Origin of the sequence: Vibrio tarriae (genome assembly GCF_002216685.1) — a bacterium.
In the GTDB taxonomy this organism is placed as follows: domain Bacteria; phylum Pseudomonadota; class Gammaproteobacteria; order Enterobacterales; family Vibrionaceae; genus Vibrio; species Vibrio tarriae.
In genome coordinates this window covers 316,120-335,948 of the sequence record NZ_CP022353.1, presented here as the reverse complement: position 1 = coordinate 335,948, position 19,829 = coordinate 316,120, and the positions used below count along the sequence as shown (strand labels likewise).

16 protein-coding genes are annotated in these 19,829 nt (G+C 48.2%); 3 read left to right on the top strand and 13 right to left on the bottom strand.

Translation table 11 applies throughout. From position 1 onward, the window contains the following. Positions 1 to 2: 2 nt before the first annotated feature. Positions 3 to 407 (bottom strand): DUF6088 family protein, encoded by a 405-nt coding sequence (locus CEQ48_RS07095; protein ID WP_085602509.1) that lies wholly within the window; start codon positions 405 to 407, stop codon positions 3 to 5. 671 nt (positions 408 to 1,078) lie between these two features. On the opposite strand from CEQ48_RS07095, the gene CEQ48_RS07090 reads away from it, so the two are divergent. Further along, entirely contained in the window at positions 1,079 to 1,561 is a 483-nt protein-coding gene (locus CEQ48_RS07090; protein WP_089070754.1) for a hypothetical protein, read from the top strand. 89 nt (positions 1,562 to 1,650) lie between these two features. Here the strand turns inward: CEQ48_RS07090 and carB are convergent, their stop codons facing one another. Beyond that, a complete protein-coding gene (carB, locus tag CEQ48_RS07085) occupies positions 1,651 to 4,881 on the bottom strand; it encodes a carbamoyl-phosphate synthase large subunit (RefSeq protein ID WP_001126441.1) in 3,231 nt (1,076 codons plus the stop codon). Positions 4,882 to 4,897: 16 nt separating this feature from the next. Then, on the bottom strand, positions 4,898 to 6,037 hold the full coding sequence (gene carA / locus CEQ48_RS07080; protein ID WP_000045131.1) for a glutamine-hydrolyzing carbamoyl-phosphate synthase small subunit: 1,140 nt from the start codon (positions 6,035 to 6,037) through the stop codon (positions 4,898 to 4,900). Between the two features lie 266 nt (positions 6,038 to 6,303). Between carA and CEQ48_RS07075 the strand changes: the two genes are divergently transcribed. After that, entirely contained in the window at positions 6,304 to 6,432 is a 129-nt protein-coding gene (locus CEQ48_RS07075; RefSeq protein WP_089072357.1) for a 1-deoxy-D-xylulose 5-phosphate reductoisomerase, read from the top strand. Between the two features lie 87 nt (positions 6,433 to 6,519). On the opposite strand, the gene dapB is transcribed toward CEQ48_RS07075, so the two are convergent. The 3 genes from dapB to secA all read right to left on the bottom strand — a co-directional run bounded on the left by dapB (position 6,520) and on the right by secA (position 10,703). Continuing rightward, on the bottom strand, positions 6,520 to 7,329 hold the full coding sequence (gene dapB / locus CEQ48_RS07070; RefSeq protein ID WP_000251590.1) for a 4-hydroxy-tetrahydrodipicolinate reductase: 810 nt from the start codon (positions 7,327 to 7,329) through the stop codon (positions 6,520 to 6,522). A 114-nt stretch (positions 7,330 to 7,443) separates the two neighbouring features. Then, positions 7,444 to 7,842 (bottom strand): 8-oxo-dGTP diphosphatase MutT, encoded by a 399-nt coding sequence (mutT, locus tag CEQ48_RS07065; RefSeq protein ID WP_089070753.1) that lies wholly within the window; start codon positions 7,840 to 7,842, stop codon positions 7,444 to 7,446. A gap of 149 nt (positions 7,843 to 7,991) precedes the next feature. Then, a complete protein-coding gene (gene secA, locus CEQ48_RS07060) occupies positions 7,992 to 10,703 on the bottom strand; it encodes a preprotein translocase subunit SecA (RefSeq protein WP_089070752.1) in 2,712 nt (903 codons plus the stop codon). Between the two features lie 353 nt (positions 10,704 to 11,056). On the opposite strand from secA, the gene CEQ48_RS07055 reads away from it, so the two are divergent. Further along, positions 11,057 to 11,530: a DUF721 domain-containing protein gene (locus CEQ48_RS07055; protein WP_001204648.1), complete on the top strand. Its 474-nt coding sequence runs from the start codon at positions 11,057 to 11,059 to the stop codon at positions 11,528 to 11,530. 105 nt (positions 11,531 to 11,635) lie between these two features. Here the strand turns inward: CEQ48_RS07055 and lpxC are convergent, their stop codons facing one another. The 7 genes from lpxC to ftsW all read right to left on the bottom strand — a co-directional run bounded on the left by lpxC (position 11,636) and on the right by ftsW (position 19,815). Continuing rightward, positions 11,636 to 12,553, bottom strand: a complete 918-nt coding sequence (gene lpxC, locus CEQ48_RS07050; RefSeq protein WP_000621097.1) for a UDP-3-O-acyl-N-acetylglucosamine deacetylase — start codon at positions 12,551 to 12,553, stop codon at positions 11,636 to 11,638. 97 nt (positions 12,554 to 12,650) lie between these two features. Continuing rightward, entirely contained in the window at positions 12,651 to 13,847 is a 1,197-nt protein-coding gene (ftsZ, locus tag CEQ48_RS07045; RefSeq protein ID WP_000462806.1) for a cell division protein FtsZ, read from the bottom strand. Positions 13,848 to 13,877: 30 nt separating this feature from the next. Beyond that, positions 13,878 to 15,140: a cell division protein FtsA gene (ftsA, locus tag CEQ48_RS07040; protein WP_089070751.1), complete on the bottom strand. Its 1,263-nt coding sequence runs from the start codon at positions 15,138 to 15,140 to the stop codon at positions 13,878 to 13,880. Next, positions 15,133 to 15,915: a cell division protein FtsQ/DivIB gene (locus CEQ48_RS07035; RefSeq protein ID WP_000608980.1), complete on the bottom strand. Its 783-nt coding sequence runs from the start codon at positions 15,913 to 15,915 to the stop codon at positions 15,133 to 15,135. Before CEQ48_RS07035 ends, ftsA begins: the two co-directional genes overlap by 8 nt. 181 nt (positions 15,916 to 16,096) lie before the next feature. Then, positions 16,097 to 17,557 (bottom strand): UDP-N-acetylmuramate--L-alanine ligase, encoded by a 1,461-nt coding sequence (gene murC / locus CEQ48_RS07030; RefSeq protein WP_089070750.1) that lies wholly within the window; start codon positions 17,555 to 17,557, stop codon positions 16,097 to 16,099. Between the two features lie 13 nt (positions 17,558 to 17,570). Further along, a complete protein-coding gene (murG, locus tag CEQ48_RS07025) occupies positions 17,571 to 18,632 on the bottom strand; it encodes an undecaprenyldiphospho-muramoylpentapeptide beta-N-acetylglucosaminyltransferase (RefSeq protein WP_089070749.1) in 1,062 nt (353 codons plus the stop codon). Continuing rightward, positions 18,619 to 19,815, bottom strand: a complete 1,197-nt coding sequence (gene ftsW / locus CEQ48_RS07020; RefSeq protein WP_089070748.1) for a cell division protein FtsW — start codon at positions 19,813 to 19,815, stop codon at positions 18,619 to 18,621. Before ftsW ends, murG begins: the two co-directional genes overlap by 14 nt. Positions 19,816 to 19,829: the final 14 nt, after the last annotated feature.

Sequence of the window (19,829 nt, the reverse complement as noted above, 5' to 3'; positions counted from 1 at the left end):
ACTCATTGTCGCTTGCTCAATACTCTGTTACCAACCTTAAGGCTGCGATTGAAATGCTTAGAGTTCCACTTGTACCTGATGGACGCTGGTATTTGAGTGGTCTGTCCATTGATACTCTTCAATGACATAGCATCCAGCTCAAAGTCTACCCCGCGCATTTTTAGGATTTCACGCATGATTGCGTCAGTACCACCGGGATTCGTAGGCATCGGTTTATTAGTCAGGCTGTTGATTGTTGACTTGGTGTATAAGCCATACCCGATTTTCATCAGTACACCTTTATCCACTAGTTTTTTCAACACACGACCAATCTGGTCATAGCTAGCATAGTTGTCGAAGTCTTTACGTTCGAACACATAGCGTCGAGAGCGCTTTATCTTTTGATAAATAAGATCAGTTGCTGTCATGATTTACCCTCCTACATAGTGCTTGACCCTAGTATACTCGAAGTCCATCGTTACTTGAATATATACGACATCCATTTAAGAAAAAATACGACGCAAATATTTTGATTATCAACTTATGCTTATGTTTTTATTTAATTTTTTTTAATTACAAATTAACGACCTGCTTTCACCTTTATAATCGACCTAATTCTAAATCTAACCTTTTATATTGGCGTAAATGGATATATGCCGCGTGACTACCGAATGAAGCTCATGTGTACTCACTGACAGGGAAGGAGTTATTAGTTTTGGGCTTTTTTGACCTGTAACCACTTTCGTAAGGTTTTAAAACGATCAGTGAGCAACACTTTTGTATTGGTTGGCTGTACGCTCAAGGATCGAGCTTCTACTGCTGCCTTTACTTAAAACGCCACTAATTTTTGTGTACTTAACTTTACATTAAAGGCATTAAATAAATTGAACCCAAAAGTAGCTTCTGAAAATGTTGCGAACATCAGCCATAACACGAAATGGGGCAAAAGTAGTATTCCCCTCTCACTATCCCCCCTCACCATTCTTCTCGAAGAAAACTCCTCTACCCTTTTATTTACATCGCAAATAGCTTTGGTTAACCAATAAAACCCAACTATGATGCATGGCGATTTTCACCACATAACGACAGAGAAATATTCATGAGTAAAAAGAGCATCGCGGCTTTGCTAGGCGTTGGCCTTGTCTCCATCGGCATGCTTTATCAATTTTGGGGACGGGAGTTTATCGCTCAAGATCGCTGTTTAGATGCGGGAGGTGCTTACCAGCAGGCAACGCAAAGTTGTGATCACAGCATGGATGATATTGCCTACGATGCCTTCGATGGTGTGACCTACCATGGTGTGGTGGATGGTAAATCCGTCAGCTTGGAGATCATTGGTCACGGTGATGGCTATCGGATGTCTGTTGATGGGCAGGTAACGCTTGGGGAACTCAATACCGAGCGCGGCTTTGAGCAAGATGAGAATGCATCACTGTTTATCCTGAATTGGCGTCAGCCAGAAATCGAGCAGATCAAATGGGTCAAACTCTCAAGTGATCATCGACGTCTGGTTTTGGTTGATAAGGATGGCAAACTCGACACTGCCGCGATATTGGCAGCCACAGACGCTACATCAAACTGAACCCCAAAATCCGTGCATAAAAAAGCCCGCTGACGAGCGGGCAAAGAGGTTGTCAGAGAGGCCTTGAGCCTCTCTTGTTGTAATACCAATTAAGCTTGGTTCGCTTTTACACGCGCATGCAGCTCTTGTACTGAAGTGACGGATGCTTTGGCATCTGCCGTGTGTGACATACAAGTTGCAAAGGCGGCATTCAGTGTGGTGGTGTAGTTCACTTTGTGAGCCAATGCACCACGGCGCAGTACTTTTGAGTCTTCAATTGCTTGGCGGCCAGAAGCCGTGTTCACAATGTAGGTGTACTCGTGGTTTTTGATGCGATCCAGAATGTGTGGACGACCTTCATGCACTTTGTTAACCAGACGTGGGTTGATGCCCGCTTCGCCCAGAATCACCGCAGTACCGTGAGTCGCATCCAACTGGTAACCGAGTTTCACTAGCTTAGAAGCCAGATCCACCACACGCTGTTTGTCACCTTCACGCACCGAAAGTAGCGCACGACCACCTTCAGGGTAAACCGAGCCACAGCCCAACTCTGCTTTAGCATAGGCTTCAGCAAACGTGGCACCCACACCCATCACTTCACCGGTTGAGCGCATTTCAGGGCCAAGCAGTGGGTCAACCCCCGGGAACTTGTTGAACGGCAGAACCACTTCTTTAACTGAGTAGTAAGGTGGAATGATCTCTTTGGTGAAGCCTTGTTGCTCCAGAGTTTGTCCAACCATCACACGCGCCGCGATTTTCGCCAGCGGAGCACCGGTTGCTTTAGAAACAAACGGCACAGTACGCGCGGCACGTGGGTTTACTTCAATCAGGTAAACTTCGTTGTCTTTGACCGCAAACTGAATGTTCATCAGGCCGCGAACACCGAGTTCAAATGCCAACTTCTCAACTTGCTCACGCATCTTGTCTTGGATTTCTTGGCTCAAGGTGTAAGCCGGCAGAGAACAGGCGGAGTCACCTGAGTGAACACCCGCTTGTTCAATGTGCTCCATGATGCCGCCAATCACCACGCGTTCACCGTCACAAATCGCATCCACGTCCACTTCGGTTGCATCATCGAGGAAGCGATCCAACAGGACTGGTGATTCATTCGACACGCTCACCGCTTCGTTGAAGTAACGACGCAGATCTTGCTCATCGTACACAATCTCCATCGCACGGCCACCCAGAACATAAGAGGGACGAACCACGAGTGGGAAACCGATTTCACGCGATTTTTCAATCGCTTGCTCGATAGCTGTTACAGTTGCGTTGTCTGGCTGTTTGAGGCCTAAACGCTGTACCGCTTGTTGGAAACGTTCACGGTCTTCAGCGCGGTCAATCGCATCTGGGCTGGTACCAATCACAGGTACACCCGCCGCTTCCAGCGCGCGCGCCAGTTTCAGTGGTGTTTGACCGCCGTACTGCACGATCACGCCTTTTGGCTTCTCAACACGCACGATAGCCAGCACGTCTTCCAGAGTCACAGGCTCAAAGTAGAGGCGATCTGAGGTGTCGTAATCGGTTGATACGGTTTCTGGGTTACAGTTAACCATGATGGTTTCGTAACCATCTTCACGCAGGGCAAGCGCGGCGTGTACACAGCAGTAGTCAAACTCGATACCTTGACCGATACGGTTTGGACCACCACCCAGCACCATGATCTTGTCTTTGTCAGTCGGATTGGCTTCACACTCTTCATCATACGTGGAGTACATGTAAGCCGTGTCTGACTTAAATTCTGCCGCGCAGGTATCCACACGCTTATACACTGGGTGGATGTTGTATTGGTCACGCAGGCGACGGATTTCGTTTTCACTCACGCCGAGCAGTTTGGACAGACGCGCATCAGAGAAGCCTTTGCGCTTCATCTTACGCAGTACGTCTTGGTTCAGGCCCGCAAAACCACCGGCTTTCACTTCGGCTTCAAGCTTCACCAGTTCTTCGATTTGCACTAGGAACCAGCGATCAATGTTGGTCAGGTTAAATACCCCATCAACTGACATACCAGCACGGAATGCGTCAGCGATGTACCAAATACGCTCTGCGCCTGCTTCTTTCAGCTCATAACGAATTTTGGTCAGAGCGTCTGGCGCATCCAGATCCACTTTCTCATCCAGACCAGCCGCACCCACTTCCAAGCCACGCAGTGCTTTTTGCAGTGATTCTTGTTGGTTACGACCAATCGCCATCACTTCACCCACTGACTTCATTTGTGTGGTCAGACGGTCATTGGCACCGGCGAATTTTTCGAAGTTGAAACGAGGGATCTTAGTCACTACGTAGTCGATGGTCGGTTCGAACGAAGCTGGCGTTGCGCCGCCTGTGATGTCGTTCATCAACTCATCGAGAGTGAAACCCACCGCCAGTTTGGCCGCCACTTTCGCAATTGGGAAACCTGTGGCTTTAGAAGCCAGCGCCGAAGAGCGCGATACACGTGGGTTCATCTCGATGATCACCATGCGACCATCTTTCGGGTTGATACCAAACTGAACGTTTGAACCGCCGGTTTCTACGCCGATTTCACGCAGTACCGCCAAAGAGGCGTTACGCATGATTTGGTATTCTTTGTCCGTCAGGGTTTGTGCTGGAGCGACCGTGATCGAGTCACCGGTGTGGATGCCCATTGGGTCAAAGTTTTCAATCGCACAGACGATGATGCAGTTATCGTTCTTATCACGCACCACTTCCATCTCGTACTCTTTCCAACCAATCAGTGATTCATCGATCAGCAGTTCATTGGTCGGTGAAAGATCCAGACCGCGAGTACAGATTTCTTCAAACTCTTCACGGTTGTAAGCGATACCGCCGCCGCTGCCGCCCATGGTGAAAGAAGGACGGATGATACATGGGAAGCCGACCATATCGAGGACTTTGTACGCTTCTTCCATGCTTTTTGCGGTATCAGCGCGAGGACACTCTAGGCCGATCGATTTCATCGCTTTATCAAAGCGTGAGCGGTCTTCCGCTTTATCAATCGCATCAGCGGTTGCGCCGATCATCTCAACGCCAAACTCAGCCAATACGCCATGTTTTTCCAGTGCCAGCGCACAGTTCAGCGCAGTCTGGCCGCCCATGGTGGGCAAAATCGCATCTGGACGCTCTTTTTCGATGATCTTACGCACCACTTCCCAGTGGATGGGCTCGATGTAAGTCGCATCGGCCATTTCTGGGTCAGTCATGATGGTCGCTGGGTTTGAGTTGACCAGAATAACGCGGTAACCCTCTTCGCGCAGGGCTTTACACGCTTGCGCGCCTGAGTAGTCAAACTCACAAGCCTGACCGATAACAATTGGACCCGCACCAAGGATAAGGATGCTTTGAATGTCAGTACGTTTTGGCATTATCTACTACTCCAAATTAAGCGCGGAATTGTTTAATCAGTTCAATAAAGTGGTCAAACAGCGGTGCTGCATCGTGTGGACCTGGGCTTGCTTCTGGGTGACCTTGGAAGCTAAACGCTGGCTTGTCGGTACGATGAATCCCTTGCAGTGAACCATCAAACAGCGATTTGTGGGTTGCACGCAGGTTGTCAGGCAGAGTCGCTTCATCGGCTGCAAAACCGTGGTTTTGCGAGGTGATCATCACCACACCGCGATCCAAATCTTTCACTGGATGGTTTGCACCATGGTGACCGAACTTCATTTTTACTGTTTTCGCGCCGGAGGCGAGTGCCAGAATTTGGTGACCTAGACAGATCCCAAAAACAGGAATGTTTTTCTCAAGGAAAACGCGTGTGGCTTCAATCGCATAAGTACATGGCTCTGGGTCGCCTGGGCCATTGGATAGAAACACACCGTCTGGATTAAGGGCGAGCACGTCTTCTGCAGAGGTTTGCGCTGGCACCACAGTTAAGCGGCAACCACGATCCACCAACATACGTAGGATGTTACGCTTCGCACCAAAATCGTAAGCCACAACATGGTAAGGCAGTTCGCTGTCCGCTTTCGCTTCAGGTAGGCCGCCTTCTAGCGTCCATGAACCTTGTTTCCACGCATACGCTTCTTTGGTGGAAACCACTTTCGCGAGATCCATGCCTTTCAGGCCCGGAAACTCTTTCGCTTTCGCCAGTGCTAATGCTTCATCCAGATTATCGCCCGCCATGATGCAGCCGTTCTGTGCGCCTTTCTCACGCAAGATACGAGTCAGTTTACGGGTATCAATGTCAGCAATACCGACAATGTTTTGTGACTTGAGATAATCAGAGAGGGATTGTTCACTGCGGAAGTTAGAAGCGATAAGAGGGAGATCGCGAATCACAAGGCCTTGAGCATGAATCGCGGTGGATTCTTCGTCTTCGGAGTTAGTTCCGGTATTGCCAATGTGAGGATAAGTAAGAGTAACGATTTGCTGGGAATAAGAAGGATCAGTGAGGATTTCTTGGTACCCCGTCATCGAGGTATTAAAAACGACTTCACCAACGGAAATACCATCTGCCCCGATGGACACTCCGCGGAACACCGTCCCATCTTCTAGGACTAACAGTGCTGATTTACTCAAGACAACCTCCAGAATAAAAATGCATCAAAAATAAATTATTTTGCAAACTCGTCTTCCTACTAGCCACGAGTTCATGCATTAGGATGCTATAGACAAATTGGCGATATTCTAGGGATGTGATCGGAGACTGTCAACACAAGCTTAAAAATTTAATTTATCTTTACGAGAGTCTGATGAATTTATTCATCAAAACCATCAAAAAAACATCTTTACTCAGTCATTCCTGTCTATTCATCCCCCACTCGGTGAGAAAGAACATTTTAAAAATGGAAATAGGTGGCAAAAAAACAACCATACACAAAGCAATCGTTAACAGGACAAGTTTTTATCCAAAAACAGAGCCAAAACCACAAAACTCACACCAAGAAGACAAAATAACAACAAAACAAGCTTAGCTTTCGCTGAAAATGGATGAGAAGATTTTTAATCAAGTTTTAAGGATAAAAAAAACGCCAGCAGTTCGCTGGCGCATAATTATGTATTTAGAGGTCATTCAATCCGAGCACATCGGTCATGGTGTAGAAACCGGCGGGTTGCTCCGCGAGCCAAATGGCGGCTTTGACTGCACCATTGGCAAACGTCATTCGGTCAGTGGCTTTGTGGGTGATCTCCACTCGCTCACCAATATCGGCAAACATGGCGGTATGCTCACCAATGATGTCTCCCGCACGAATCGTGGCAAACCCAATTTCATTGCGTGAACGTTCACCGGTGATCCCTTCTCGCGCGTACACCGCCACATCACTCAGTTGATTACCCATCGCATGGGCAATCGCTTCGCCCATGCCAATCGCGGTACCCGAAGGCGCATCGACTTTATGGCGATGATGAGCTTCAATGATTTCGATATCACAGTAGTCACCCATCACTTTGGCGGCTTTTTCCAGCAGTTTAAACACCAAGTTAACACCAACGCTGTAGTTGGGCGCCATGACAATCGGGATCTTCTTTGCTGCTTGTTCAATGGTTTGGCGCTGAGCATCGGTAAAGCCCGTTGTACCAATCACCAGTTTTTTACCATGCTGCTCACACAAGGCTAAGTTAGCTAAGGTGCTGGCAGGCGCAGTGAAATCAATAATCACATCAAACTGTTCAACGGCTTGCTCTAGGTTATCGACTAAAACAATACCTTGTTTACCGATACCACACAGCTCACCAATATCAACGCCCACTAATGAGGATTCTGGACGCTCAGAGCCCGCGCCCAATTCGGAAAGCGGATTCTGGTGTGTTGCTTTTACCAGATTGCGTCCCATACGTCCTGCGGCACCCGCAATCGCAATTCTAACCATCTTGCTGTCTCCATTCTCCACTGCCTTGAGGCAGTTCCAATTTGTAGACTTAAACTACCAACTATCTTCCACTCTGGCTAGCCTCACGACTTGGCCAAGCGAGGAAAAAACCACTTAACCAAATTGAGCAATCACTTGCTGGAGTACAGGTTCATTCGCTTCAGGGAAACAGTAATTGGCCAAATCGGCAATTTTCACCCAACCGCCTTGCTGGCCTTCACGGCCATGAGGTTGACCATCAAAAGCCGTCACGAGCATAAAATCGAAGCTCAGCGATTTCTCCGTATAGTCGAAATCAAAATGTTGGAAAGCTTGTTGCTCCGTCACGGTAATGCCGATCTCTTCTTCAAGCTCACGAACCATGGCTTGCTCTCGGCTTTCTCCTGCTTCCACCTTACCACCGGGGAACTCCCAAAAACCGCCTTTATGCAGATGGTCGGGACGTTTGGTGATGAAAATTTCGCTCTGATCTGAGTTGAAGATGATCCCTGCAACAATATGGATGCGTTTCAAGGGGCGACTCCTGTATTTCTGGCTGACGTGAATTTCAGTTGTATACCCTTCCTACTCAAAGCCGCAGCGGTGTTGGCTGTAACTTCAAGTTGTTTGGGTATAAAAAGAGTCGCCTTAGCGACTCTTTTATTTAATAAGGTGAAACTGGCTTAGTTAATTTGCCCGTGACACTGTTTGTATTTTTTACCGCTACCGCATGGACAAGGTTCGTTACGACCCACTTTGCGTTCATCACGCACCATAGGCTGGTTCGACTCGTCTTGCTCAGCATCATCAGCACTCGCGTGTTGCGCTTGTGCATGACGCGCCGCCTCTTCAGCTTGCGCGCGGCGTTGAGCTTCCATACGCTCCACTTCTTCTTGCTGCTGGACACGGACTTTGGACAAGACAGTGATCACATCCGATTTGAGTGACTCAAGCAGATCTTCAAACAGTTCAAACGACTCGCGCTTGTACTCTTGTTTCGGGTTTTTCTGTGCGTAACCACGTAGATGAATACCTTGACGCAAGTGATCCATCGCTGCCAGATGCTCTTTCCACAGTGTATCTAGCGTTTGCAGCATCACAGATTTTTCAAAGTTACGCATCACCGCAGGGCTAACCGCTTGCTCTTTGGCTTTATAAACCTCAACCGCTTGCTCGATGATGCGCTCACGTAGCGCTTCTTCATACAGCTTGTTGTCAGCATCTAACCAAGATTGGATCGGCAGTGGCAGATCGAAATCGTTTTTCAGACGATCTTCCAACTCTTTGATATCCCACATGTCTTCTAGAGATTGTGGCGGAATGTACTCATCCATCACCGCATTCAGCACATCTTCACGGTTTTGCGCGATCATGTCGCTGATATCGTCTGCGCTCATCAGTTCATCACGCAATTCGTAAACGACTTTACGCTGATCGTTCGCTACGTCATCGTATTCCAGCAACTGTTTACGAATGTCGAAGTTACGGCCTTCTACTTTACGCTGCGCTTTTTCAATCGAGCGAGAGAGCATTTTTGACTCAATCGCTTCGCCTTCATCCATACCGCTTTGGATCAATGCCGCCATACGATCAGAGGTGAAAATACGCAGTAAGGTATCTTCCATTGAGAGATAGAAACGCGATGAACCCGCATCACCTTGACGACCAGAACGACCACGTAGCTGGTTATCGATACGACGAGATTCGTGACGCTCAGTACCAATGATGTGTAGGCCGCCCGCTTGCAACACTTGATCATGCACTTGCTTCCACTCAGCTTTAATCGCATCAATTTGATCTTGAGTTGGGTTGTCCAGCTTCTCCACTTTGGCTTGCCAGCTGCCACCCAATACGATGTCCGTACCACGACCCGCCATGTTAGTTGCGATGGTGACTGCGCCAGGTTTACCCGCTTCAGCAACAATTTCCGCTTCTTTTTCATGGAACTTCGCGTTCAGAACATTGTGCTTGATGCCTGCTTTTTTCAGTGCATTGGAGAGCAGTTCTGATTTCTCAATCGAAACCGTACCCACCAACACAGGTTGACCTTTCTCAACGCGCTGTTTGATATCTTCAATGATCGCGGCAAACTTTTCCGCTTCGGAGCGATACACCACATCCGGCATATCGTTACGCACCATCGGCTTGTTGGTTGGAATAACGACCGTTTCCAAACCGTAGATTTGTTGGAATTCAAACGCTTCGGTATCAGCGGTACCCGTCATACCAGACAGCTTTTCATACAGACGGAAGTAGTTTTGGAAAGTGATCGAAGCCAGAGTTTGGTTTTCGTTCTGGATCTTCACCCCTTCTTTCGCTTCTACTGCTTGGTGCAGACCATCAGACCAACGACGACCCGGCATAGTACGACCGGTATGTTCATCAACGATCACCACTTCACCATCGGGTGTCACGATGTAATCGACGTTCTTTTCAAATAGAACATGCGCACGCAATGCCGCGTTAACGTGGTGCAGCAAGCTAATGTTAGCGGGAGAGTAAAGCGTATCCCCCTCTTGCATCATGCCGTTTTTCACTAGCAGCTCTTCGACGAACTCTTGACCCGTTTCGGTCAGGTGCACCTGTTTAGATTTTTCATCCACAGTGAAGTGACCGTCACCGCGGTACTCTTCCGAATCTTCTTTATCTTGCTTTTGCAGCAGCGGGATCAACTTGTTGATACGGATGTAGAGATCAGAACTGTCTTCCGCAGGACCTGAGATAATCAGCGGGGTACGTGCTTCATCGATTAAGATCGAGTCCACTTCATCGACCACAGCAAAGAAGCGAGAACGTTGCACGCGATCTTCAGGGCGAAACGCCATGTTATCGCGCAGGTAGTCAAAACCAAATTCGTTGTTGGTGCCGTACAGGATGTCGGCTTGGTAAGCCTCTTTTTTAGCAGGCTGCGGCATGTTGGGAATATTCACGCCCACGGTCATACCTAAGAATTCGAAGAGTGGTCGGTTGGTTTCTGCGTCACGTTTGGCCAAGTAGTCGTTGACCGTAACAATGTGTACGCCTTTGCCAGGTAGGGCATTCAGGTAAGCAGCCAGCGTTGCGGTTAATGTTTTACCTTCACCCGTACGCATCTCAGCGATTTGACCGCCATGCAGCACCATACCGCCAATCAGCTGTACATCAAAATGGCGCATGCCGAACACACGCTTAGAAGCTTCGCGCACGGTGGCAAAAGCTTCTGGCAACAGTTGATCAAGGTTTTCGCCCTGTTCAATGCGTTGACGGAACTCGACAGTTTTGGCTTTTAGCTCTTCATCGGAGAGGGCTTCAAAGGCGGGTTCGTAGTTATTAATCTCTTTTACAATCTTGCGTAAACGGCGCAGTGTGCGGTCATTGCGACTGCCAATCACCTTTGTCAGTAGCTTAGTTATCATTTGTTGTGAATCTCTCTGTGCTAAATCGCTGTCTATCGACCTTGGAATGTCTTTAGTCTCTACCTATTTTCAACTAAGGATACTGAGATAAGTCATCTGTGTGAGATATTGTGATGTCAGCGTTTATTTTCAAGGCACGCAGTTAATTAAGTGCTGCCTAGTTTAAGGAATTTTTGTCTCAACAACCAAGGTTCTCTATGATTTGTTGAATACGAGCTTGCGGTTTTGTGCACTAAGCCCAATGTTTACAAGGTTTCTCGCGCTTTTTAATTCATCTCAGCAAACTAAGATGTACGTTTCGGTGCGCCAAGAAGCGCGTTAGAATAGCGTCACACCAGCCAAAGGAGAATCCGATGCGTGATCACCGCCCTACCGCTACCGATGAGTTGATTCAGGCATCCAAACTCAAGCAGATCCAAGAGCATGCAAAAGCGATTTTGCTTATTAATCGCCAATTACAAGAAATCCTGCCCAAAGGCTTAAAAACCCAAGTGCGCGCCGCCAATGTGCGCGGTGGAAATTTGGTGCTTGAAGCAGCCAGCGCAGCGCTCAAAATGAAAGTCGATTATGAGCGTTTACATATTTTGACTCAGCTTAGGCAAAACGGGTTTGGCCATTTGATCAGTATCGAAGTGCGAGTCAATCCTGAGTTGTATCGGCAAAGCAAAATCACCTCTGAGGATGCTCGGGCGGCAAATCCTCGCCCACCGCTCTCTGAACATGCCGCTCATGTGCTGCTCGCGATTGCCGATCAAGCTTCTGATAAAGTCAAAAAACGCTTACAGAGCTTAGCGCGTTTAGCGAAAGCAAATCAGAAAGACGATTGAACAGGTTACACTCACCGAACAAGCGTTTAAATATCATTGAATTTAAAAGAAAAAATAAAGCCAGACATCAGTCTGGCTTTATTGTGATTGTTCTTTCTGAATGGCTTACGCGAGAACCATGTTCGGCTCAGCAAAAGCAACAGGTGAACCCACTTCTTCTTCGAAGGTTGCCCATTCCCATGCTTCTTGATCGGCCAATACCGCACGCAGCAGTTGGTTGTTCAAGCCGTGGCCTGATTTGTAGGCACGGAACTCACCAACAATCGCATGACCAGCCATGTAGAGATCACCAATCGCATCCAGCACTTTATGAGTCACAAACTCGTTATCGAAACGCAGTCCTTCTTCATTCAGGATACGGTAATCATCCAGCACGATCGCGCAATCAAAGCTACCACCTAAGCAGAGGTTTTGTGATTGCAGATATTCGATATCACGCATAAAACCAAAGGTACGCGCACGAGAGATTTCTTTCACAAAGCCTTGTGAAGAGAAATCAAACACGAGGCGTTGGTCATCGCCATCAATCGCTGGGTGGTTGAACTCAATTTCGAAATCCATACGGAAGCCGTTAAATGGAACAAATTCAGCCCACTTATCGCCATCTTCAATGCGTACAGGTTTCTTGATACGGATGAAGCGTTTTGGTGCATTGAGTGTTTGAATACCCGCTTGTTGCAGCAAGTAAACAAAAGGACTCGCACTGCCATCCATAATTGGAATTTCTGGGGCGTCCACTTCGATAATCGCGTTGTCGATCCCCATCCCTGCTAAAGCAGCATTAAGATGCTCTACGGTAGAGATTCGTACACCTTGATCATTGACCAAAGCGGTACAAAGCATGGTGTCACGCACAGAAGCTGGATCGGCAGGAAAATCAACCGGTGGGTTGACGTCAGTACGACGATAAATAATCCCCGTATTGGCTGCGGCCGGGCGAAGAGTCAGCGTAACTTTACGACCAGAGTGTAAGCCCACCCCAGTTGTTTTCACTATTTCTTTCAGAGTACGTTGTCTGATCATCTAGTTGCCTCGATTTATTTAGCCACAATGAACGGCCGGCACAACACCGACCGACATCCTACCAGAATTCTGAACACTGTCAAATTACGCTGATATTTTAGTCAGCTTGACGTCTCAGGAAAGCCGGAATATCAAGATATCCGCTCTCTTTTTCTGGCTTTGGCGCGACACTCTGACTTGCCGAAGAGTGCGATGGCGCTGCTGCTGGTTGAGTTTTCACTTCAACTCTTTCATGCAAAGGCTGTGCCGCTTTCTCTTCCACGCGAGAAGTCACCGGAGCCGATACAGGTGCAACTTTAGATTTGCCACCTGCAACGAGAGTGATATCTGGCTTTTTCTCGTTACCGATACCGGTTGCCACGACAGTTACGCGGATTTCGTCTGCCATATCAGGGTCTAACGAAGTACCGATAACCACAGTTGCATTGTCAGAGGCAAACGCCTTAACAGTATTACCGACAGTTTCGAATTCATCCAGTCGCATATCTAGGCCGGCAGTAATATTCACCAGAACACCACGTGCACCAGCAAGATCGATGTCTTCCAGCAGCGGGCTAGAAATTGCCATTTCAGCAGCTTCTTCCGCGCGGTCTTCACCTCTTGCAACACCACTACCCATCATGGCGTGACCCATTTCCGACATCACAGTGCGTACGTCCGCAAAGTCGACGTTAATCATGCCTGGGCGAGTAATCAGTTCAGCGATGCCTTGCACTGCATTTTTAAGTACGTTGTTCGCGCTCGCAAAGGCTTCCAGTAACGTGATACCACGACCCAACACTTTGAGTAGTTTTTCGTTTGGAATCGTGATCAGTGAATCAACGTGCTTAGATAGCTCTTCAATTCCCTGCTCAGCAAAAGCCAAACGCTTTTTGCCTTCAAAGCTGAAAGGTTTGGTTACTACAGCAACCGTTAAAATGCCCAGCTCTTTTGCCACTTCGGCAATCACTGGTGCAGCTCCGGTTCCTGTACCGCCACCCATACCTGCTGCGATAAATACCATATCGGCACCAGTTAGGAATTCTTTAATGCGTTCTTTATCTTCTAGTGCTGCATCACGACCCACTTGTGGATTCGCACCTGCACCTAGACCTTTGGTGATATTGCCACCAATCTGAATAACAGTACCAACGCTCGTTTTGCGCAGTGCCTGAGCATCAGTATTGATACTCATGAATTCCACACCCTCGATGGATTCACGCACCATGTGTTCAACCGCGTTACCGCCGCCGCCACCCACTCCAACGACTTTGATTACCGCATCGTCAGACATTTCCATCATCGGTTCAAACATGTGTTATCTCCGTTTTTCCTGTCTCTCAGGTTAAAACTCTTTTTGTATCCAGTTGCGCAAGCGACCTATCCAACCTGTCATAGAGGGTCGTTTAGGTTCCTGATATTCAGTATCGTCGCTGATTTGACTATCTCTTGCGTAATGAAGCAATCCCACTGCCGTAGAATGATACGGCTCTTTTACATAGTCGGTAAGGCCACTCACTTCCAGCGGTTTACCCACCCTAACTTGATTGCGGAATACGCGTTCTGCGCATGCCACTAAACCTTCTATTTGTGCTGCGCCCCCTGTCAACACAACGCCGGCAGCCAAATGGTGTTTGATGCCTTCTTTGCGTAGGGATTCTTGCACCGAATCCACGGTTTGATTGACTAGTCCCATTAATTCAGTGTAGCGAGGCTCAATCACTTCCGACAAGGTTTGTCGTTGCAAACTTCTTGATGGACGGCCGCCGACACTCGGTACATTGACCGTGTCGTCTTTGCTGACCAATTCACTCAGTGCGCAACCATATTTTACTTTAATTTCTTCCGCATCACTGACTGGCGTACCAAAAGCAAACGCGATGTCACTGGTTACCGCGTTGCCTGCGTAAGAAAATACTTCGGTATGACGCAGAGCTCCGCCGGTCCAAATGGCGATATCCATGGTGCCAGCACCAATATCAACCACACAGACACCAAGCTCGCGCTCGTCTTCCGTAATCACTGAGTTGCTCGCCGCCAAACCGGAATACACCAATTGTTCAACTTTTAAACCGCAGCGTTCAACCGCTTTAATAATGTTTCTTGCCATATCATTATGGCAAGTGATCAGGTGCACACTCACTTCCATGCGAACCCCGGATAAACCCAGCGGATTCTTGATGCCTTCCTGATAATCTATGGTGAACTCCTGTGGAATAACATGCAGGATACGCTGTTCTTCACCAATTTTGATCGATTTTGCTGTATGGATCGCGCGATCCATATCTTCTTGGGAGACTTCTTCATCTGAAATCGTCCCCATTCCTTTCTCTATACGGCTGGCAATGTGCCGTCCGGAAATAGAAAGGAATACATGGCTGATTTTACATTCAGCCATCATCTCCGCTTGATCAATCGCCCGTTGGACCGATTTTACTACCGATTCAAGGTCGTTCACGCCGCCTTTATCCATCCCGCGAGATGGGCTACTGCCAGCACCAATAATATTGATTTGACCATCAGGGAGTATTTCACCCACGAGAGCGGAGACGGTGGCAGTGCCTATGTCCAGACCAACAATAATGTTGTCATCGACAGTCTTAGTCATCGTTTTTCTCTTGTGTTAACTCTTGTTCAGGGAACCAACCCACCGCGGCTCCAGTATCATACCTGAGGTCGATATAGCTGACTTGTTCAGCTTTATTACCTAATTGTTTATAGAGCAAAAAGAAGCGCGATATTCGTTCTTCTAATGACTCTTTCCCCAATTCCAGACGAATACCATTGTCGAGAATAATTTGCCAAGCTCGTCGATCATTTAATACTAATGAAGAGATATTTAAACCTAGCTGAGCAAATTTCGGGTTGTAATCTCGCCATGCTTTTAATACTTGTGGCGCAGTGCCATCTGGCCCATATAATTTGACGTATTCACCATTTACTCGTGCAATATCGCCATAAAATACCGTGCCATTTTTATCTAATAACGCATTCGCATTCCACAGAGCTTCAACCTGATATTCGGTTAAATAGACTTTAATCGTATCTGGCCACTGTTTTCTTATCGATGCATGGGAAACCCACGGGATCGACTGCACACTCTCTTGCAGAACATTAATATCTTGGGACATAAATGTCCCGATATGATCTAAGCGTGCTAATACCCGCTGAACATCGAGAGCGGAAACATAATGTAAGTCACCCTGTAAAACGAGTTTAGAGAGAGGCAGACGTTGTTCGTCCCACATCCAACTGATCGTCGAATACAGCAAACCACCTATCAGCAATAGCACCACCAGAAAAAAACTCGCACCACAGGCATGTTGTTTAACTTGTGGTGAGCGGGTGATTCTCTGGCCTTCTAAAAGTACCTTGTTGATCAAAGCCCGGTGATCCTGTTATCGACTGGCAATTTGATTCCCTATTTCGTAGCGTCATAGAGGGTTAAAGCAATGACTTTAACCTCCGGATTATACTGAGGTGACCCAAAGTATCAAATACCCAACATCAGAAATCTGGGCTTGATACCAAGGAATTCACCAATGAGACAACCTTTAGGCTGTTTTAAATCTGTTGCATACGCCCGATATTGAGTTCAAGCGCGGCTAAATGCCTTGCTACTTTCCCGACATCTCCCGCGCCTTGCGTCAGTACCAAGTCACCATCCTGCAAGATATTGGCAAGCACCGAAGGTAAGGTTTGGCTATCCGGAACAAAAATCGGATCGATTTTGCCTCGGCTGCGGATAGTTCGACACAAAGATCGCCCATCAGCACCTGCGATAGGCTTTTCACCAGCAGCATAGACATCGAGCATGATCAGTACATCAACTTGCTCAAGTACGTTGGCAAAATCATCATACAAATCACGAGTTCGCGTGTAACGATGCGGCTGGAAAATCATCACTAAGCGTTTTTCTGCCCAGCCATTACGCGCCGCTTTAATCGTCACGTCAACTTCAGTGGGGTGGTGACCGTAATCATCCACCAGCATAGCGACGCCATTCCCGGTTTCAAACTTTCCAAGATGGTCAAAACGGCGACCTGTGCCTTGCGTATTGGCCATCGCGCGTAAAATCGCTTCATCGCGAATATCGTCCTCGGTAGCCACAGCAATAGCCGCAGCGGCATTCAGCGCATTGTGACGGCCGGGGATATTGAGCGTGATATCCAAATTCGCTTTGCCTTTACGTACCACGGTAAATTGGCCCTGCTGACCATTCTGGCGGTAATTTTCAATGCGCACGTCGGCATCTTCTGAGAATCCATAAGTGATCACTTGGCGGCTAACACGCGGAATAAGCTCACGAATCACTGGATCATCAATACACAAAATCGCTTGGCCATAAAAAGGTAGGTTGTGCAGAAAATCGATAAAGGTCTGTTTGAGGTTTTCAAAATCGCCGCCGTAAGTATCCATATGATCGGCTTCGATATTGGTGACAATGGTGACCATAGGTTGCAGATGCAAGAATGAAGCATCACTTTCATCCGCTTCGGCGATCAAAATGCGGCTAGAACCCAAACGGGCGTTGGTGCCAGCACTTTTCACCAAACCACCATTCACAAAGGTCGGATCCAATCCTGCTTCAGAATAAATCTGAGTGACGAGTGCCGTCGTGGTGGTTTTACCGTGAGTTCCCGCGACCGCAATACCGTGGCGAAAACGCATCAGCTCTGCCAACATCTCAGCACGACGAACAATCGGGATGCGTTTTTCACGCGCCGCTTGGATTTCAGGGTTTTGTTCATTAATAGCCGTCGAGACCACAACCACGCTTGCGTGAGCAACATTGTGCGCTTCATGACCAATAAAAATGGTCGCGCCTTTGTCAGCTAAACGGTCAGTGACCGCATTCGCGGCCAGATCGGAGCCTGAAATTTGATAGCCTTCATTGAGCAGCACTTCCGCAATCCCGCTCATCCCCGCCCCGCCAATACCAATAAAGTGGATCGCTTTCACACGGCGCATCTCTGGCACCATAGCGCGAATTTGGGCGAGGTCTTGGGTATGTTTAATCGTCATAATTCTGTTCTCGTTATTCGGTAATGGCGATGATCGCTTGCGCCACCACCTTGTCAGCATCTAATTTGGCGGCTTGGCGCGCCTTCTGTGCCATGGACAATAATTGTTCTCTATCGAGTTCGCGCACCATCTGGGTCAGCTTTTCCACACTCAATTCGGGCTGCTCAATCATTTTGGCGGCTCCACAAGCCACTAAATGATCAGCGTTGAGTGCTTGCTGGCGATCTTTGTGCATGAAAGGGATAAAAATCGCCCCAACGCCCGCCGCTGAGACCTCTGAGACGGTCAATGCGCCTGAGCGACAGATAAGCAGATCCGCCCAAGCGTATGCATCTGCCACATCATCAATAAATTCGGTGACTTGCGCGCTTTCCACTCCAGCAGCAGCATAAGCCTCAGCCACGTCTTGTTGGCTGTTTTTACCGACTTGATGACGGATTTCATACCCCTCACCTAATTCCGCCATCACCGCTGGCAAGGTTTGGTTTAGGATGCGGGCACCTTGGCTGCCACCCATGACTAAAATTCGAATGGCACCGTTACGCGTGGCAAAACGCTGCTCTGGCGCGGCAAGTTGTACCACATCTTGACGTACTGGGTTACCCACCACAGGCGCGTCAGCAAATGCTCCGGGGAAGGCTTGAAATACACGCCGTGCAATTTTAGCCAGCCATTGGTTAGTCAGCCCAGCAACCGCATTTTGTTCATGCAACACAACTGGAATACCCAGTAACCAAGCGGCAATCCCGCCGGGTCCGCTCACATAACCGCCCATGCCGAGTACTGCATCCGGCTGATAAGCCAGCAAATGGCGGCGCGCTTGTAAAATCGCGTTCACGATTTGGAAAGGTGCTTTGAGTAAGCGCATCAGCCCTTGGCCGCGCAGCCCTTTGACTTGAATAAAGTCAATCTCAATGCCGTGCTTAGGAACCAATTCCGCCTCCATTCGGTCAGCCGTTCCCAACCAACGAATTTGCCAGCCCTGTTGCTGTAGTTGTTTGGCGACAGCCAAACCGGGAAATACGTGACCGCCGGTTCCTCCGGCCATCACCATTAATTTTTTATTCTTGTTCATCAACTGTGATTTCTTCTGGTGCGTGGCGATCCGCTAAACGGCATTCATGATCGATGCGCAGTAAAATCGACACCGCCACTGACATAATAATTAAACTGGAACCGCCGTAACTGATGAGTGGTAAGGTCAAGCCTTTGGTGGGCACCATACCCGCTGCCGCACCGACGTTCACTAAGGTCTGAAACGCAAACCAAATACCGATGCCAAACGCGAGGTAGCCGCCAAACTGCTGATCATGTTGAAAGGCTTTTTTGCCGATAAAAATCGCTTTCAGTACCAAACTGAAAATCAGCACCAGCACTAATACCACGCCGATAAAGCCAAGCTCTTCGGCCAAGACGGCGAATACAAAGTCAGTATGCGCTTCAGGCAAATATTCGAGTTTTTGAATCGAATTGCCTAATCCTTGCCCAAACCACTCACCGCGGCCAAACGCCATCAAGGATTGAGTCAGCTGGTAACCGCTACCAAAGGGATCTTCCCACGGATCTAAAAACGAGGTCACACGGCGTACACGATAAGGTTCAGCGACAATCAGCGCGACCACCGCTAACACTCCTGCCACCATCAAGGCCAAAAACTGAGAGAGTTTCGCGCCGGCAATAAACAGCATGCCGAACAGTGTCACCAGCATTACGATCACAGTACCTAAGTCCGGCTGACCGAGCAGCAACACCGCGAGTGTACCAAACACCATGATAGGTTTTAAAAAGCCACCAAAGAAAGTCTGCCGTACTTCATCATGCTTGCGCACCAGATAGCCAGACATAAAGATAAACAGTGACAGCTTAGCCACTTCCGCTGGCTGAAGGTTAAAAAGACCGAGCGGGATCCAACGTGATGCACCGTTGACCGATTTGCCCACGACCAGTACGACAATCAATAAGAAAAAGGAGATGCCGAGTAGTAACGAGCTGTATTTCATCCAACGATCTAGAGGGACTTGTAACACCATGCTTGAGGTGAGAAAAGCCAACAGCAGAAAGATGGCGTGACGAAACATAAAGTGAAACGGTTGATCGGTTAGGCGAGAACTGATGGGAAATGAGGCTGATGTCACCATCACCAAACCAATCAGCATCAAGCCAAAAGCAATCCAGACCAATTGACGGTCAAACAGCGCCTCTGGTGAGGAGGTTCTCAACCAGTGGCTCAGTTTTCTGAAAGATCCGGATAAAAACAAGTGACTTACCTAAC

Excerpts from the sequence above, each read along its gene's own strand:
- ftsA (WP_089070751.1), bottom strand. The coding sequence starts at position 15,140 with ATGACTAAGACTGTCGATGACAACATTATTGTTGGTCTGGACATAGGC.
- murC (WP_089070750.1), bottom strand. The coding sequence starts at position 17,557 with ATGACGATTAAACATACCCAAGACCTCGCCCAAATTCGCGCTATGGTG.
- CEQ48_RS07095 (WP_085602509.1), bottom strand. The coding sequence starts at position 407 with ATGACAGCAACTGATCTTATTTATCAAAAGATAAAGCGCTCTCGACGC.
- secA (WP_089070752.1), bottom strand. The coding sequence starts at position 10,703 with ATGATAACTAAGCTACTGACAAAGGTGATTGGCAGTCGCAATGACCGC.
- dapB (WP_000251590.1), bottom strand. The coding sequence starts at position 7,329 with ATGGTTAGAATTGCGATTGCGGGTGCCGCAGGACGTATGGGACGCAAT.
- murG (WP_089070749.1), bottom strand. The coding sequence starts at position 18,632 with ATGAACAAGAATAAAAAATTAATGGTGATGGCCGGAGGAACCGGCGGT.
- CEQ48_RS07090 (WP_089070754.1), top strand. The coding sequence starts at position 1,079 with ATGAGTAAAAAGAGCATCGCGGCTTTGCTAGGCGTTGGCCTTGTCTCC.
- carB (WP_001126441.1), bottom strand. The coding sequence starts at position 4,881 with ATGCCAAAACGTACTGACATTCAAAGCATCCTTATCCTTGGTGCGGGT.
- CEQ48_RS07055 (WP_001204648.1), top strand. The coding sequence starts at position 11,057 with ATGCGTGATCACCGCCCTACCGCTACCGATGAGTTGATTCAGGCATCC.
- CEQ48_RS07075 (WP_089072357.1), top strand. The coding sequence starts at position 6,304 with ATGGAAATAGGTGGCAAAAAAACAACCATACACAAAGCAATCGTTAAC.
- ftsZ (WP_000462806.1), bottom strand. The coding sequence starts at position 13,847 with ATGTTTGAACCGATGATGGAAATGTCTGACGATGCGGTAATCAAAGTC.
- lpxC (WP_000621097.1), bottom strand. The coding sequence starts at position 12,553 with ATGATCAGACAACGTACTCTGAAAGAAATAGTGAAAACAACTGGGGTG.